The 15,542-nt window shown below is 72.7% G+C and carries 12 protein-coding genes; 9 read left to right on the top strand and 3 right to left on the bottom strand.

All coding sequences use genetic code 11. The features are described from left to right. The 4 genes from ABZT49_RS14975 to ABZT49_RS14960 all read left to right on the top strand — a co-directional run. A partial coding sequence (locus ABZT49_RS14975) for a DUF2497 domain-containing protein (RefSeq protein ID WP_355286821.1) occupies nt 1-271 on the top strand: 271 nt, incomplete at its 5' end. 184 nt (nt 272-455) lie between these two features. Further along, the gene (locus tag ABZT49_RS14970) at nt 456-3,167 is read left to right on the top strand and encodes a valine--tRNA ligase (protein ID WP_355286820.1); all 2,712 of its coding nucleotides are present in this window, start codon (nt 456-458) and stop codon (nt 3,165-3,167) included. Nucleotides 3,168-3,435: 268 nt separating this feature from the next. Beyond that, nucleotides 3,436-3,690, top strand: coding sequence for a DUF2283 domain-containing protein (locus tag ABZT49_RS14965; RefSeq protein WP_355286819.1), 255 nt, complete (start codon nt 3,436-3,438; stop codon nt 3,688-3,690). 3 nt (nt 3,691-3,693) lie between these two features. Next, entirely contained in the window at nt 3,694-4,416 is a 723-nt protein-coding gene (locus ABZT49_RS14960; RefSeq protein ID WP_355286818.1) for a DUF2459 domain-containing protein, read from the top strand. Here the strand turns inward: ABZT49_RS14960 and ABZT49_RS14955 are convergent. Both ABZT49_RS14955 and ABZT49_RS14950 read right to left on the bottom strand, forming a co-directional pair. Further along, nucleotides 4,404-4,880: a hypothetical protein gene (locus tag ABZT49_RS14955; RefSeq protein WP_355286817.1), complete on the bottom strand. Its 477-nt coding sequence runs from the start codon at nt 4,878-4,880 to the stop codon at nt 4,404-4,406. The genes ABZT49_RS14960 and ABZT49_RS14955 overlap by 13 nt on opposite strands. Nucleotides 4,881-4,959: 79 nt before the next feature. Further along, complete coding sequence (locus ABZT49_RS14950; protein ID WP_355286816.1) at nt 4,960-6,201, bottom strand: efflux RND transporter periplasmic adaptor subunit; 1,242 nt, start codon at nt 6,199-6,201, stop codon at nt 4,960-4,962. A 222-nt stretch (nt 6,202-6,423) separates the two neighbouring features. On the opposite strand from ABZT49_RS14950, the gene ABZT49_RS14945 reads away from it, so the two are divergent. After that, nucleotides 6,424-9,591, top strand: coding sequence for an efflux RND transporter permease subunit (locus ABZT49_RS14945; protein WP_355286815.1), 3,168 nt, complete (start codon nt 6,424-6,426; stop codon nt 9,589-9,591). 91 nt (nt 9,592-9,682) lie between these two features. Here ABZT49_RS14945 and ABZT49_RS14940 read toward each other — a convergent pair whose 3' ends face one another. Further along, a complete protein-coding gene (locus ABZT49_RS14940; protein WP_355286814.1) occupies nt 9,683-10,489 on the bottom strand; it encodes a hypothetical protein in 807 nt (268 codons plus the stop codon). Between the two features lie 418 nt (nt 10,490-10,907). On the opposite strand from ABZT49_RS14940, the gene ABZT49_RS14935 reads away from it, so the two are divergent. The 4 genes from ABZT49_RS14935 to ABZT49_RS14920 all read left to right on the top strand — a co-directional run bounded on the left by ABZT49_RS14935 (nt 10,908) and on the right by ABZT49_RS14920 (nt 15,532). Next, complete coding sequence (locus ABZT49_RS14935) at nt 10,908-12,188, top strand: septal ring lytic transglycosylase RlpA family protein (protein WP_407943509.1); 1,281 nt, start codon at nt 10,908-10,910, stop codon at nt 12,186-12,188. A 359-nt stretch (nt 12,189-12,547) separates the two neighbouring features. Beyond that, nucleotides 12,548-13,789, top strand: a complete 1,242-nt coding sequence (locus ABZT49_RS14930) for a D-alanyl-D-alanine carboxypeptidase family protein (RefSeq protein WP_355286812.1) — start codon at nt 12,548-12,550, stop codon at nt 13,787-13,789. Beyond that, on the top strand, nt 13,786-14,505 hold the full coding sequence (tmk, locus tag ABZT49_RS14925; protein ID WP_355286811.1) for a dTMP kinase: 720 nt from the start codon (nt 13,786-13,788) through the stop codon (nt 14,503-14,505). Before ABZT49_RS14930 ends, tmk begins: the two co-directional genes overlap by 4 nt. Beyond that, nucleotides 14,495-15,532 (top strand): DNA polymerase III subunit delta', encoded by a 1,038-nt coding sequence (locus ABZT49_RS14920; protein ID WP_355286810.1) that lies wholly within the window; start codon nt 14,495-14,497, stop codon nt 15,530-15,532. The genes tmk and ABZT49_RS14920 overlap by 11 nt, the downstream gene beginning before the upstream one ends. Nucleotides 15,533-15,542: the final 10 nt, after the last annotated feature.

Raw genomic sequence — 15,542 nt, 5'->3', positions numbered from 1 at the left:
CCCGAAGGCCGACGCCCCGCCGCCCCCCGCGCCGCCGGAGCGCCGCCCGGCGATGGAGGACCGGCTCCTGTCCCAGGCGACGGACGCCACGGTCGGCCACGCCTTCGACCTCCTGGCGACCACGGTGCTGACCCGCAACGCCCGCACCATCGAGGACCTGGTGCAGGACATGCTGCGGCCGATGCTGAAGGCCTGGCTCGACGACAACCTGCCGGTGATGGTCGAGCGCTTGGTCCGGGCCGAGATCGAGCGCGTCGCGAGAGGGCGGTGAATCCTGGTCGCTGACTTCCCGGGCGCCCTCCCATTGACGGAACGGCCCGGGTCCGCTTGAAAGCGGGCTCGGGGGCCGGCCGCTCGCGCGGCCGGCCTTTTTCGTTTCTGGTTTCAGGCGCCCGTGCGGCCCGCGTCCCATCCGCCGGACGCGCCCGGGGCAGCCTGCGAGTGGCGCTTTCGCGATGATGGACAAGACCTTCGATCCCGCCGCCGTCGAGGCGCGCATCGCCGCCGAGTGGGAGGAGGCGCAGGCCTTCCGGGCCGGTCGCCCGGACCGGGCCGGCGCCGAGCCCTACAGCATCATGATCCCGCCGCCGAACGTGACGGGCTCGCTCCACATGGGCCACGCCCTCAACAACACGCTCCAGGACGTGCTCGCCCGCTTCGAGCGCCTGCGCGGCAAGGACGTGCTGTGGCAGCCCGGCACGGATCACGCCGGCATCGCGACCCAGATGGTGGTGGAGCGCCGCCTCGCCGAGCAGCAGCAGCCCGACCGGCGCTCCCTCGGCCGGGCGGAATTCGTCCGCCGGGTCTGGGAGTGGAAGGCGGAATCGGGCGGCACCATCGTCAACCAGCTCAAGCGCCTCGGCGCCTCCTGCGACTGGTCGCGCGAGCGCTTCACCATGGACGAGGGCCTGTCGAAGGCCGTCCTGAAGGTCTTCGTCGACCTGCACGCGCAAGGGCTGATCTACCGCGACAAGCGCCTGGTGAACTGGGACCCGAAGTTCCAGACCGCCATCTCCGACCTCGAAGTGCAGCAGGTCGAGGTGAAGGGCCATCTCTGGCACTTCGCCTATCCGGTGGTCGACGAGGCCGGCAACGAGACGGGCGAGACCATCACGGTCGCGACGACCCGGCCCGAGACGATGCTGGGCGACACCGCGGTCGCGGTGCATCCGGAGGACGAGCGCTACCGGGCGCTCGTCGGCAAAAGCCTGCGCCTGCCGCTGGTCGGCCGCCTGATCAGAATCGTGGCGGACGAGTATTCCGACCCCGAGAAGGGCACCGGCGCGGTCAAGATCACCCCGGCGCACGACTTCAACGACTTCGAGGTCGGCCGCCGGCACGGGCTTTCACAGATCAATATCCTGGATGAGGAAGCCCGCATAAGCCTCGACGGCAACGCGGATTTCCTGGACGGATCGAGCCCGGAGCCTGAGGCCCTCGCGCTGCACGGCCTCGACCGGTTCGAGGCGCGCAAGCGGGTCGTCGCCCTGATGGAGGAGCGCGGCCGGCTGGTCACGATCGAGCCCAACACCCACGCGGTGCCGCACGGCGACCGCTCGGGCGTGGTGATCGAGCCCTACCTGACCGACCAGTGGTACGTGAACGTCAAGCCGCTGGCCGAGCGGGCGATGCAGGCGGTGCGCGACGGCCGCACCCGCTTCGTGCCCGAGACCTACGATAAGACCTACTTCCAGTGGCTCGAGAACATCGAGCCGTGGTGCATCTCGCGCCAGCTGTGGTGGGGCCACCAGATCCCGGCCTGGTACGACGCCGACGGGCATTGCTTCGTCGCGCAGTCCGAGGAGGAGGCCCTGGCCCAGGCCGCCGCGAAGCACGGCCGGCCGGTCGCCTTGCGCCGCGACGAGGACGTCCTCGACACCTGGTTCTCGTCCGGCCTGTGGCCGTTCTCGACACTCGGCTGGCCGGACGAGACGCCGGAGCTCGCCCGCTACTACCCGACCTCCGCCCTGGTGACCGGCTTCGACATCATTTTCTTCTGGGTCGCCAGGATGATGATGCTCGGCCTTCACGCCCTGGATGAAGTGCCGTTCCGCACCGTCTACATCCATGCCCTCGTCCGCGACGAGAAGGGGGCGAAGATGTCGAAGTCGAAGGGCAACGTCGTCGATCCCCTCGACCTCGTCGACCGCTACGGGGCGGATGCCCTGCGCTTCACCCTCGCCGCCATGGCGGCGCAGGGACGCGACATCAAGCTCTCGGTGCAACGCGTTGAGGGCTATCGCAACTTCGCCACCAAGCTCTGGAACGCCGCCCGCTTCGCCGAGATGAACGGCTGCCGGCTCGACCCGGACTTCAGGCCCGAGGGCGTGAGCCAGACCCTGAACGCCTGGGCGCTCGGCGAGGCCGCGCGGGCCGTCGCCGAGGTGACCGGGGCGATCGAGGCCTACCGCTTCAACGACGCCGCCAACGCCGCCTACCGCTTCGTCTGGAACGTGTTCTGCGACTGGTACCTGGAACTGGCCAAGCCCGTGCTCCAGGGCGAGGATGGCGCGGCGAAGGAGGAGACGCGCCGGACGATCGCCTACCTGATCGACCAGATCTGCGTGCTCCTGCACCCGTTCATGCCGTTCCTCACCGAGGAATTGTGGGCGACGAAGGCGCGCGAGGCCGGGGTGGAGCGCGGGCTCCTGGCGCTGGCGGCGTGGCCCGATCTCGGCGCGCTCGCCAAGCCCGAGGCCGAGGCCGAGATCGGCTGGGTCGTCGACCTCGTCTCGGAGATCCGCTCGGCCCGCTCGGAGACGAGCGTGCCGGCCGGCGCCCAGATCCCGCTGGTGCTGGTCTCGCCGAGCGAGGCGGTGCGCGAGCGCCTCGGCCGCTGGGGCGACACCGTGCGCCGGCTCGGCCGCATCGCCGCGATTGACGTAGCGGACGCCAGCCCGCGCAACGCCGTGCAGCTGATCGTGCGCGGCGAGGTCGCCGCCCTGCCGCTCGAGGGCGTGGTCGATCTGACCGCCGAGGTGGCGCGACTGACCAAGGAGGATGCCAAGCTCGGCGGCGAGGTGGGCAAGATCGACGCCAAGCTCGGCAACGCCGACTTCCTCGCCCGCGCCCCCGAGGAGGTGGTCGAGGAGCAGCGCGAGCGCCGCGACGCGGCGATCGCCCGCCGCGAGAAGGTGCGCGAGGCGCTGGCGCGGCTGCAGGGCTGACGCCGGCAGAGCATTTTCCGACGAAGTGGATACCGGTTCGTCGGAGGTATGCGGCAAAATCGAAGACCTGGAGCACTGCCTGATCGCAACGCGATCGGGCGGTGCTCCAGACCTTCCGGATGCGGGCGGTGCGCCGCCCGCATCCGGCAAAAATCACGGGAAGAATTCCGGGGAGAGACGCCCGCGCGGCGGCCAGTCCAGGGCGACCGGGCTTAGACACGCGCCTGAGAGGCAATCCGTCACCCTCCGCCCGGACAACCGCACAGGCATGAGCCCGAAGCCCATCCACGAAGAGTCCCGCACGAGTCCGGCTCGCGCCGTGAAGGGCCGCTACGACACCGAGACCGACGTACTGTCCGTCCGCTTCACCGATGCCGAGGTGGTGGCGAGCCGGGAGGTCCGGCCGGGCATCGTCGTCGCCTACGACGCCGACGGCGCGGTCGCGGGGATCGAGATCCTGGAGGCCTCGGCCGGGCGGCTCGCGGCCGACCAGGACCTGCGGCGGCTCGCCGAGGCGGCCTGACCCTTGCGCCGCGGTCTGCACCTCGCCCGGCGGGCCGCGGCCGCTCTCCTGTCCCTCGCCGCCCTCCTCGTGGCGGCGGCTTGGCTCACCGCCCGGCCGGGCGACCCGGGCCTCTATCCGCCGCCGCCCGGCGAGGCGGCGGTCACCGTCCGGGTCGTGGCCGGGGCCTGGCATTCCGGCCTGCTCCTGCCCCGCGACGACCTCGCCCGGGCGGCGGCCGAGGCCGGCGCCGGGGCGCTGATCGCGGTGACCGAGCGCTTCCATGCCTATCCGGCGCTGGAGATCGGCTGGGGCGATGCCGGCTTCTACCGCGCCGTCCCGACGATCGACGCCCTCGACTGGCGGCTAGCGCTGCGGGCCCTGTTCACCCCGGGCGGCCGCCCGGCGGTGCTGCACGTGGTCGGGGTCGCGGCCGAGCCCGGCGCCGTCCCGGGGGCCGGGATCGTGAGCTTGCGGCTGTCGCGGGCGGGCTTCCGGCGCCTCGCCGCGGCGCTCGCGCGGTCCTTCACGACGCGCGACGGCCAGCCGGTCGAGGCGGGTCCCGGCCTCTACGGCCCGAGCCTGTTCTACGAAGCGGAGGGGCGCTTCAGCCTCGTCACCGTGTGCAACCACTGGAGCGCCGGGCTCCTCGCCGAAGCGGGTCTCCCGGTCACGCCGCTCCTCGACACCCTGCCGCAGGGCCTCGTCCTCGATCTGGCCTGGCGGGCCGGCGCTCACGCACCGTGAGGATCGGCCGGCGGCCGGACGGGGCGCCGGAAGGCACGGCGCAGCCGATCGCGCCACGGCACCCGGCCGCTGCGGGCGAGGTCGCGGCCGCAGGCCCGGGCCGCGGCGCGGTCGAACTGGAAGGCGATCTCGGCACCCTCGGCGAGCCGGAAGGCGAGGGCCGGCACGCCGGGCGCGACCTCGCCGGCGGTCCAGCCGAGGACCGGGAAGAAGCAATTCTCCACCCGGGTGCCCGCCGGCACGTCCTGCGCCGCATCCGCCGCGACCGAGGCGGTGGCGAGGAGGGCGAGGCCGAGCTCGCCGGCCTCCGTGGGGGTGAGCCGGACCGCGTAGTCCCGCGGCCCGAACGCCACCACGAGTTCGAGCCCGTCCGGCCCGGCGGTCACCACCGAGAAGCGCACGTCGCTCGTGAGCGCGGCGCTCTCGGGCGCGGTCTCGGCGGGCGCGGTCTCGGAAAGGCTCATGCGGGGGCCGTCGCTCGGGTGCCGGGGATCGCCGGCCGACCGTAACGTCCGGACCTTCGCCGGGGCAAGCGCTGACGCGCTAGGGGCGAACCGCCGCGTCGCCGGGCTCGTTCGCCGCCTGCCGCCCGTCGTCCTGCCGGCCCTCCCGCTTGATCCCGACCCGCTGGTCCTGGCGCAGGAGCTGGAGGTGGTCGGTGGCGATGCGGTCGCCGGCCTTCAGGCCTTTGAGGATCGCCGTGCGGTCGCCGAATTCCTCGCCGGTCTCGACCGGGACCATCGCCACCTTGGCCGCGTCGCCGTCGTCGCTCACGCGCCAGACGATGCGCTGGTCGAGCTGGGACGAGAGCGCGACCGTCGGCACCAGCAGGCGCTCCTCCGTGCCGACCTGCACCCGCGTGCGCACGAACTCGCCCGGCAGGTAGCGTTCGTCGGAATTGGGGAGCCAGGCCCGGACCAGGCGGCGGGCGGTGCGGGGGTCGAAGCGGTTGTCGAGCTTGTAGATCGTCGCCTTGCGCTCAGGTTTCCCCTGCGCGTCGAGGGTGCGGATGACGGCGCGGTCCTCCTTCAGGGCGGCGCGCACCGCCTCCGAATCCTCGGCCGAGAGCGCGACCTGCACCTCGATCGGGTCGACCTGGACCACGCTGACGAGTTGGGTCGTGTTCTCGTTGACGTGGTCGCCGATATTGACGTCGGAGAGGCTGGAGCGGCCGTCGAAGGGCGCGCGGATCACCGCGTAGTCCAGGTTGAGCTTCTGGCGCGCGATCGCCGCCTCTGCCTCCTGCACCCGGCTGCGGGCGACCTGGCGGTTGCTCTCGAGCTGCTGGAAGCGCTGCTCGGAGGCGTAGCCCTTGTCGGCCAGGGTCTGGGTGCGGTCGACCTCGGCATCGGCGAAGGCGAGTTGCGCCACCGCTTGCTCGCGCTGCGCCTCGGCCGTGCGCAACGCCACCTCGAACGGCCGCGGATCGATGCGGAACAGCACCTGGCCCTGCTTGACGTGGCCGCCCGGCTCGAAGGGCCGCTCCACCACCACGCCGGTGACCCGGGGCTGGAGCGCGGCGTCCTTCGGCGAGATCACCGTGCCGGTATACGAGAAGGCGACCGGCACGGTCTCCGGCGTCGCCTTCGCCACCGCGACGTCGAATTCCGGCGCCTCGGGCCCGCGGGCCTTCTTCGTCTCATACGGCGCCAGGAGCTGCGCCACCGGGCCGGGCAGGAGGCCGGCGGCGCCCTGGGGCAGCGGATGGCCGAGCCCCCACCAGAGGCCGGCCCCGGCCGCGAGCGCGGTGAGACCGACGAGGCCGTAGCGAAAACCTGCGCGCACGATGAAGATCTCCCCGACGATGACGCAAAGGTCCGGGGCGGGCCTGCGGTTCCCCGCCCGCGACATCGGCGGCTTGCCGGAGAAGGCGGGCCTCCCGCAGGGGAACTCCCTCGGACGCGATCGCGTTGCGGATGAGCCATCACCTCACCGTCGCAGGTCCCGCCTCCCGCCTCGTTCGCCCGCGGGGCCCGTGCGGCGCCCGGCGGTCCAGCGGGATCCGGGATGTTCGCCTATTTCGTCGACCGGCCCGTCCTGGCGGGCGTGATCTCGGTGCTGATCACCCTGATCGGGGCCGTGGCCGGCTTCTCCCTGCCGATCGCCCAGTTCCCCGAGATCGCGCCGCCGATCATCAACATCCAGGCGACCTATCCGGGGGCCACCGCGCAGCAGGCCTACGAGGCGATCGCGATCCCGCTCGAGCAGGAGATCAACGGCGCGCAGGACCTGATCTACATCAACTCGACCAGCAACGCCGACGGCAGCGTCAACCTGGACGCGACCTTCGAGGTCGGCTCCGACCTCAACGCCGCGGCGGCCGACGTGCTGACCCGGGCGCAGCGCGCCGAATCGCGCCTGCCGCAGGCGGTGCGCGACCAGGGGCTGGAGATCGTCAAGTCGTCGCGCCAGCGCCTCGGCAACGTCGTGCTCTACAGCGACGACAACCGCTACGACGAGCTCTTCCTGTCGAACTGGGCCGAGACCCAGGTGATCAAGCCCCTGCGCCGGGTCACCGGCATGGGCCGCATCGTCAACTTCTCCAACAAGCGCTACGCGATGCGGGTCTGGCTCGATCCGGCGCGGATGGAATCGCTGGGCCTCGGCCCGAGCCAGATCGTCCAGGCGGTCGAGCAGCAGAACGCCCAGATCACCGTCGGCTCGCTCGGCAAGGAGCCGGTGCGCGACGCGCCCGCCTTCGAGCTGCAGATCGTCACCAAGGGCCGCCTGACGGAGGCGAAGGAATTCGCCGACGTGGTGATCCGGGCCAATCCCGACGGCTCGGTGGTGCGCATCCGCGACGTCGGCCGGGTCGAGCTCGGCTCGGAGCAGTATGGCAGCCGCTCGACCTACGACAACCTGCCCGCCGCCTCGCTCGGCCTGTACCAGAACCCGGAGGCCAACGCCGTCGAGGTGATGAAGGGCGTGCGCGCCACGATGAAGGACCTCGCCAAGCGCTTTCCCCCGGGCCTGAAATACAAGATCGCCCTCGACCGCACCGAGTTCGTCGACGCCTCGATCCACGAGGTGGTCAAGACCCTGATCGAGGCGATCGTGCTGGTCGTCGTGATCACCTACCTGTTCCTGCAGAACTGGCGCGCGACGCTGATCCCGGCGATCGCGGTGCCGGTGGCGCTGGTCGGCACCTTCGGGCCGATGGCGCTCCTCGGCTTCTCGTTCAACACCCTGAGCCTGCTCGGGCTGGTGCTGGCGGTGGGGCTCGTGGTCGACGACGCGATCATCGTGGTCGAGAACACCGAGCGGCTGATGGAGGAGGGGCAGGAGCCCCGCGAGGCCGCCCGCGAGGCGGTGAACGAGGTCGCGGGCCCGGTCATCGCCACCACCCTGGTGCTCGCCGCCCTGTTCGTGCCGGTGGCCTTCATCCCGGGGCTGACCGGCCAGCTCTACAACCAGTTCGCCCTGACCATCGCGATCTCGGTGCTGATCTCGGCCGTCGTCTCGCTCACCCTGACGCCGGCGCTCTGCGCCCTGCTGCTGAAGCCCCACGACAAGACCGCGCATCAGAGCCGCTGGCGCGCGCCCCTGCGCTGGTTCAACGCCGTCCTCGACCGGGCGACCGGGTTCGCGGTCGGCTCGGCGGGGCGGCTGTCGCGCCACCTGATCGCCACGGGGCTCGTGTTCCTCGTCTTCGCCGGGCTCACCGCCTGGATGGTCACGAGCCGCCCGAGCGCCTTCGTGCCGCAGGAGGACCAGGGCTACTTCTTCGCCGACATCGCGATGCCGAAGGGCGCCTCGGTCAGCCGCACCGCCGCGATGGTGGAGGAGGTCGGCAAGGCGGCGATGGCCGAGCCCTCTGTCGCCGGCACGATCGGGGTCGCCGGGCGCGGCATCCTGGCCGACGTCACCGCGCCGTTCTACGGCTTCCAGATTCCGACCCTGAAGCCCTGGGACGAGCGCACCGAGACGGTCACCGACGTGGTCGGGCGCCTGCGCAAGCAGTTCAAGAACCATCCCGACGGGGTCCTGCGCATCGTCGATCCCTCGCCGCTGCCCGGCCTCGGCTCCCGCGGCGGCCTGACGCTCGAATTGCAGGACCGCAGCGGCGAGGGCGGGCTCAAGCTCGCCAAGACCGCCGAGGGCTTCATCGCGCAATTGAAGAAGCTCCCCGAGGTCGGCGGCGCCACCGCCACCACGAGCTACGGCGTGCCGCAGCTGCGCCTCGACATCGACCGCGCCAAGGCCGAGCAGCTCGGCGTCAGCCTGCAATCCTTGTTCGACGCGCTCGGCACCTATGTCGGCTCGTCCTTCGTCAACCTCTTCAACAAGTTCGGCTTCGTCTACCAGGTCTACGTCCAGAGCGAGTCGCAAGGGCGGCGCACGATCGAGGACCTGTCGCGGCTGACGGTGCCGAACAACCGCGGCGAGCCGGTGCAGATCGGGTCGCTGGTCACGCCGCACTTCGTCAGCGGGCCGACGGCGGTCCTGTCCTACAACACCTACCCGGCGATCGAGATCGCGGTCGACACCGCCGAGAGCGCGAGCTCCGGCGCGGCGATCGCGGCGATCGAGCGCCTCGCCGACACGGCGCTCCCGACCGACTACGCGGTGGAATGGACCGAGGTCGCCTACCAGGAGAAGATCGCCGGCGGCTGGGCGCCGCTGATCTTCGGGCTCGGCGTGGTGATGATCGTGCTCTTGCTCGCCGGCCAGTACGAGAGCCTGCGGCTGCCCTTCGTGGTGATCCTGGTGACGCCGCTCGCCCTGTTCGGCGCGGTGGGCGCGCTGGCCCTGCGCGACCTGCCCCTCGACATCTTCGGTCAGATCGGCCTCCTGCTGCTGGTGGGGCTGGCGGCCAAGAACGCGATCCTGCTCGTCTCCTTCGCCCGCGACCTGCGGGACAAGGGCGAGGACGCGGTGACGGCGGCGCAGGACGCGGTGCGGCTGCGGATGCGGCCGATCCTGATGACCTCCTTCGCCTTCATCCTCGGCTCGGTGCCGCTCGCCATCGCCACGGGGGCCAGCGCCAACGCCCGGATCTCGATGGGCACGGTGGTGATTGGCGGGCTGCTCGTCGCGACCCTGCTCACCCTGTTCGTCACTCCGGTCTTCTACGTCGCGGCCGAGCGGCTGGTGGCGGGGCGGAAGAAGGAACCCGGCCGGAAGGAACCGGGCAAGGCGGAGCCGGGACCCGGCGCACCGCAGCCGGCGGAATAGGCGGCGCGCCGGGTCCGCGGTCATATGACTTCGCTCAAGCGCCGCGCGGGCTGGTGAGACGGGAGCCGGAAGTCATCTTCCGGATCCCGTCTCAATCGATCGCGGCGGGCGCGAACATCTGGCGCGCGTACCAGGGCAGGGACAGGACCGCGACCACCTGCTCCCGGCCGTCGAAGATCGGGGCGAGCGCGCCGCCCGAGGCCGTGAAGGACAGGGCCGTCGTCCGGTCGATGCCGGCGGGCCGGCTCAGGACCGGATCGACGCCCTGGTCGACCCGGTAGGTCCGCCGGACCCGCGGATCGGCGGCCGAGAGGTTGAGGGCGGTGGGCTGGGCCCGGACCGGCGCGCCGCGCGCATAGGCGACCCGCAGGCTCAGCCGCTCGCCGCTCTCGGCGGTCACGCTCCAGGCCTCCTCGGCCTGGGCCGCGAGGGCGGTGGCGCTGCCGCGCCGCTCAAGCGTCACCGCCGCCGGCACGCCGACCTTGTAGTAGCCGGGCCCGGACCGGGCATCGGCGAAGGTGCGCACGATCACGAAGCCCGTCTCGTCGCCGCGCCGGGCCGGCACCGCCAGCACGGCGGCCCGCTCCTCGGCCCCCGCCGGCTTGCCGTCCGGTCCCGTGGCCGCGAGCTGCTCGCGGAAGACCACCGAGAGGTTGGCGCCCCGGCCCGGCCCCTGCTGGGCCGGGTTGACGGTCCAGCCCGCCGGAAGCAGCGCCTGGGCCTTCTCCTCCGGCACCGCGAGGGCGACGACCATCCGCACCTCCTGCGACCAGCCCGCCGGGACGCCCGGCCCGGGATCGGCGGGGGCCGGCTGCGCGAGAGCGGGGCAGGCCAGCATGGCGGCCAGCAGCGACGCGGCGAGCGGCCGCGACAGGGCGTTCCTCGAAGCGTGTCCCATGGCGTTCCTCCCGGGCGGGGCACGCTCACGGGCCGCCGCGCGACGGCGGCCGGCCCCACGCGGGATCGAGCCTGCCCGATCCGCCCGGAAATCCAAGTCGTCCGAAAAGAGGAGTCATCCGGGGGTTACGGGCCGCTCGCGAAACGCCCGGCCGTCCGGCCATCCCGGCCGAACCCGTCTCCCGCCGGCCCCGCCGCGGACGGTTCCCAAGGCCGCGATCGCCCGGCGGGGCCGGCACACTGCCTGTGGACGGCGGTGGAGGGGACTCGCGCCGGAGGCCCCGTTGAGATTTCATTTACGCAGGGCCGGCAGGGTCTTCCACAAGTGCAGCGTAACCCTGTGCGGTCCTGGCGCCCGCCCTCCCAGCCCTCCCGGGCGGGCGGCGGCCGTCAGGCGGCGCGGGGGATCCGAGGGGTCGATGGCGGGATCTTCGAAGAGCGGTTCCACGCGTCCGGAGACGGAGCGGGGGGCCCTCCGGCCGATGCCGGTCGTGCGGTGGGCCGCGGTGGCGGGCATCGCCCTCGCGGCGGCCAATTGCGCCGGGCCGACGCCCAAGAACCTGGCGGTCAGGAGCGGCGGCCGCGAGATCGATCCGAAATACGGCGTCGCCGCGAGCCCGCGGCTCTACGGCGAGAACGACAGGATCCCGAAGGGCGGCGGCCGGCAGATGACCGGCAAGCCCTACGTGGTCGCCGGCCGCACCTACGTGCCGCGCCAGGACGCCCGCGGCTACGTGCGCGAGGGCCTGGCCTCCTGGTACGGCACCGCCTTCCACGGCCGCCAGACCGCCAACGGCGAGATTTTCGACCGGTTCTCGGTCGCGGCGGCGCATCCGACCCTGCCGCTGCCGAGCTACGCCCGGGTCACGAACCTGGCGAACGGCCACTCGATGGTGGTGCGGGTCAACGACCGCGGGCCCTACCACGCCGACCGGCTGATGGACGTGTCGCAGGCGGTGGCCGAGGCGCTCGACTTCCGGCGCCGCGGCACCACGAAGGTCCGGGTCGAGTATGTCGGCAAGGCCTCGGTCGGCGGCAGCGACGACCGCAAGCTGATGGCGACCCTGCGCACCGACGGACAGCCCGCCGGCTCGCCGTCGGGCGCCAACATCATGGTGGCGGATGCGGGTGACGACGCGAAACCCTTCGCGTTCCGCCAGCCCGAGCCGGAGCCGGTGCGCCCGATCGTCGAGAGGCCGCGGGTCGTCGCGCCGGTCCAGCTCGCCGAGGCCGAGCCGGAGATCCGCCGCCCGGCCGTGCGTGCGCCCGTCCGCGCACCGGTTCAGGTGGCCGAGGCACCCCGCGAGCCGGCCCGGATGCCCCCTCCCGTCCGTGTGGCCGCCGTCGAGGGCCTGAACCCGGGCCTCGCCGCGCCCCGGATTGCCAGGCCGGCACCCGCGCCGGCCTCCGTCGCCCTGGCCCGCCGGCCGGCGCTCCCGAGCCAAGTCCCGAGCCAGGCCATGGCCTTCGCGGCCCATCCGGCGGCGGACCGCGCCTCGCTCGCCCAGGCGATGCAGGCCGCAGCGCATCCGGCCGGGGCAAAGGCCGCGAAGACGACCGTGATCGCGAAGAACGGCCCGCTGCCGATCGCGCCGCCGCTGCGCCTCGTCGGCGCCCAGAAGGGCGACCGGGAAGATGCCAAGGCGACGGGCCACAAGCCCGGCATGCCGCCGCGCTCGAAGGTGGCGGGGATGTATTGAGGGCAGGGGCGCCCTTCGGGATGGACGTTCATGCTGCTCCACCCGCGACCTCGTCCTGAGGTGCGAACGAAGTGAGCCTCGAAGGAGGCCTCCAGAGATCTCAGCGGGATCTGGAGGCCTCCTTCGAGGTCAGTCGATCTTCGATCGACCGACACCTCAGGATGAGGTCGCTGATAGGATGAGGAATGAGGGGGTGATGACGCGGGCGTCGGGCGATTGGCGTCTGCCAACCTCGACAGGGTCCACATCCGAAACGGTTCCCATCCCGCACTGCGGCACAGGCGCGGTTGCGCGCGCGCGGGCGGGGCGGCACAGTGCGGCAGGCTCCCGGTTCGGCCGGACGATGAGGCGGTAGGGGTATGCGTGTGACAGCGACCACCGGAGCGGGCAGGGCGCTCGCGCGCCGCGCCGCGGGACTAGCTCTGGCAGCCATCCTCGGCGCCGCCGTCGCGGCCTCCGACGCGCGGGCCCAGACATCCCAAAATCCTGCCTTCCAGACTCTGGCGCCGCACGCGATCCTGATCGACGCCGATACCGGCGCGGTTTTGTTCGAGAAGGGCGCCGACGAGCCGTTCTCGCCCGCCAGCATGGCCAAGCTGATGACCGTCGAGGTGCTCTTCGACGAGATGCGCAAGGGCAAGCTCGGCCCCGACACCGAGTTCACCATCAGCGAGAATGCCTGGCGCCGCGGCGGCGCGGGCGGCGGCGGCTCGTCGATGTTCGCCCAGCTCAACAGCAAGGTGAAGCTGCCCGACCTCCTGCGCGGCATCATCGTGCAGTCCGGCAACGACGCGGCGATCGCGGCGGCCGAGGGCGTCGCCGGCACCGAGGACAATTTCGCCCAGATCATGAACCGGCACGCGAAGGAGATCGGGCTCGACCGCTCGACCTTCCGCAACGCCACCGGCTACTCGGCGCCCGACCAGAAGGTGACGGCCCGCGACCTCGCGAAGCTCGCCATCCACCTGATCGAGACCTATCCGGAGAACTACAAGCTCTTCGCCGAGCGTGAGTTCACCTGGAACAAGATCCGCCAGCAGAATCGCAACCCGCTGCTCACCCTCGATGTCGGCGCCGACGGGCTGAAGACCGGCTACCTCGAGGAATCCGGCTACGGCCTGACCGGCTCGGCGGTGCAGAACGGCCAGCGCCTGGTCCTGGTGGTGAGCGGCCTCAAGACCGCCCGCGACCGCGCCGCCGAATCGCGCAAGCTGATCGAGTGGGGGTTCCGCGCCTTCGAGGCGCGCCAGGTCTTCAATGCCGGCGAGACCGTGGCCGAGGCCGAGACCTTCGGGGCCGAGAAGGGCCGGGTGCCGCTCGTCACGAAGAAGCCGGTGCGGCTGATGCTGCCGCGGGGCAACAGCGACCGGCTGGTGGCGCGCGCCACCTACCAGGGCCCGCTGACCGCCCCGGTGGAGGAGGGCCGCGAGGTCGGCCGGCTCAAGGTCACCCGCGGCGAGCAGGTGGTGCTCGACATGCCGCTCTACACCGCCGAAGCCGTGCCCGCCGGCACCATGACCCAGCGCGCCCTCGACGCGGCCATGGAGGTCGGCACCGGCTGGTTCCGCCAGGCCCTCGGCCGGATCACCAGCCGGTCGTGAGCGAGGCTCCCCCGACGGCCGCGACGGTCGAACCCCGGCGCCGCGGCTGCTTCATCACCTTCGAGGGCGGCGAGGGCGCCGGCAAGTCGACCCAGATCGCCCAGGCCGCGGCCTGGCTGCGCGCCGACGGCACGGCCAAGCCCCGCGAGGTGGTGACCACCCGCGAGCCGGGCGGCTCGCCCCGGGCCGAGCGGATCCGCGCCGCGGTGCTCTCCGGCGTCGCCAAGCCCCACGGCCCCTTCGCCGAGGCGCTCATGTTCGCCGCCGCCCGCCTCGACCACCTCGCGACCCTGATCCGCCCGAGCCTCGCCCGCGGCGCGATCGTGCTGTGCGACCGCTTCAGCGATTCGACCCGGGCCTACCAGGGCGCGGCCGGCGGGCTCGAGCCCGAGACGCTGTCGGCCCTGGAGCGGGTGGTGGTCGGGACGACCCGGCCGGACCTGACCCTGATCCTCGACTTGAGCCCCGAGATCGGCCTCGCCCGGGCGCGCCAGCGCGGCCACGCCGCTGCCAGCTCCCCCGACCGGTTCGAGGCGGAAGCCTTGGGCTTCCACGAGCGCCTGCGGGCGGCCTTCCTCGCCATCGCCGCGGCCGAGCCGGCGCGCTGCGCGGTCATCGACGCGCAAGGCTCCCCCGACCGCGTCGCGCAGGCGATCCGCGCGGCGATCGCGGCCCGGCTGCCGCATCTCGTCCGGGACCGGTCCGATGCCGCCTGACAAGGGAGACGACGGTCTCGAGCCGGGCGAGATCCCGGGCGTGCCGCGCCCGCGCGAGCGGCAGGATCTCCTCGGCCAGGAGGCGGCCGAGCGCGCTTTTCGCGAGGCGATCGGCGCCGGGCGGCTGCACCATGCCTGGCTGCTGGGCGGGCCGAAGGGCATCGGCAAGGCGACGCTCGCCTTCCGGGTCGCCCGCCACCTGCTCGCCCGCGGCGACGGCGCGGGCCTGCCCGACAGCCTGGACCTGCCCCCCGGCCACCCGGTGGCGCGCCAGGTCGCGGGCCTGTCGCATCCCAACCTCGTGCTGCTGCGGCGCCAGAAGGCGCCGGGCGCCAAGACCGTGCCGACGCAGATCGGCGTCGATGCGGCGCGCCGGGCCCTCCACCTCTTCGCCGAGACCTCGGCCGATGCCGGCTACCGGATCTGCATCGTCGACTGTGCCGACGAGTTGAACCTCGCCAGCGCCAACGCGCTCCTGAAGGTGATCGAGGAACCGCCGCCGCGCTCGCTGTTCCTGATCGTCAGCCATGCCCCCGGACGCCTGCTGCCGACCATCCGCTCGCGCTGCCGGCGCCTCGCCCTGAAGCCGCTCCCGGCGGGGGAGGTGGCGCGGGTGCTGCGCGGCCTCGGGCCGGCCCAGGCCGGGGCGCCGCCAGCGCTGATCGAGCGAGCCGCCGCCTTGAGCGAGGGCTCGGTCGCCCGCGCCCTCGAACTCCTCGACCCCGACACGATCGGGGTGGTCGACGAGGTCGAGGCCCTGCTCGACCAGGGCGACCGGCCGGACTGGCGCCGGGCCCTGCGGCTCGCCGAGCGGCTCGCCGGCCGCGAGGCCGACGCGCTCTACGCCACCGCCCTCGACACGGTGCAGCGCCGGCTCGCCGCCGAGATCGAGCGCCGCCAGGGCGAGCCGCCGTCCCGCCTCGCGGCGCTGGCCGACGCCGCCGAGCGCGCCGCGAAGGCCGCCCGGGAGGCGCAGGTCTACAACCTCGACCGGCGGCCGGTGGTGCTGTCGCTGTTCGGCGCCTGATTGTCAAAGA

This window comes from Methylobacterium sp. EM32, assembly GCF_040593685.1.
Taxonomy (GTDB): Bacteria; Pseudomonadota; Alphaproteobacteria; order Rhizobiales; family Beijerinckiaceae; genus Methylobacterium.
This window is presented reverse-complemented; position numbering and strand designations above follow the sequence as displayed.

Coding starts and splice junctions, on each gene's coding strand:
- ABZT49_RS14970 (WP_355286820.1), top strand. CDS start 456: ATGATGGACAAGACCTTCGATCCCGCCGCCGTCGAGGCGCGCATCGCC.
- ABZT49_RS14965 (WP_355286819.1), top strand. CDS start 3,436: ATGAGCCCGAAGCCCATCCACGAAGAGTCCCGCACGAGTCCGGCTCGC.
- ABZT49_RS14955 (WP_355286817.1), bottom strand. CDS start 4,880: ATGAGCCTTTCCGAGACCGCGCCCGCCGAGACCGCGCCCGAGAGCGCC.
- ABZT49_RS14945 (WP_355286815.1), top strand. CDS start 6,424: ATGTTCGCCTATTTCGTCGACCGGCCCGTCCTGGCGGGCGTGATCTCG.
- ABZT49_RS14940 (WP_355286814.1), bottom strand. CDS start 10,489: ATGGGACACGCTTCGAGGAACGCCCTGTCGCGGCCGCTCGCCGCGTCG.
- ABZT49_RS14935 (WP_407943509.1), top strand. CDS start 10,908: ATGGCGGGATCTTCGAAGAGCGGTTCCACGCGTCCGGAGACGGAGCGG.
- ABZT49_RS14930 (WP_355286812.1), top strand. CDS start 12,548: ATGCGTGTGACAGCGACCACCGGAGCGGGCAGGGCGCTCGCGCGCCGC.
- ABZT49_RS14920 (WP_355286810.1), top strand. CDS start 14,495: ATGCCGCCTGACAAGGGAGACGACGGTCTCGAGCCGGGCGAGATCCCG.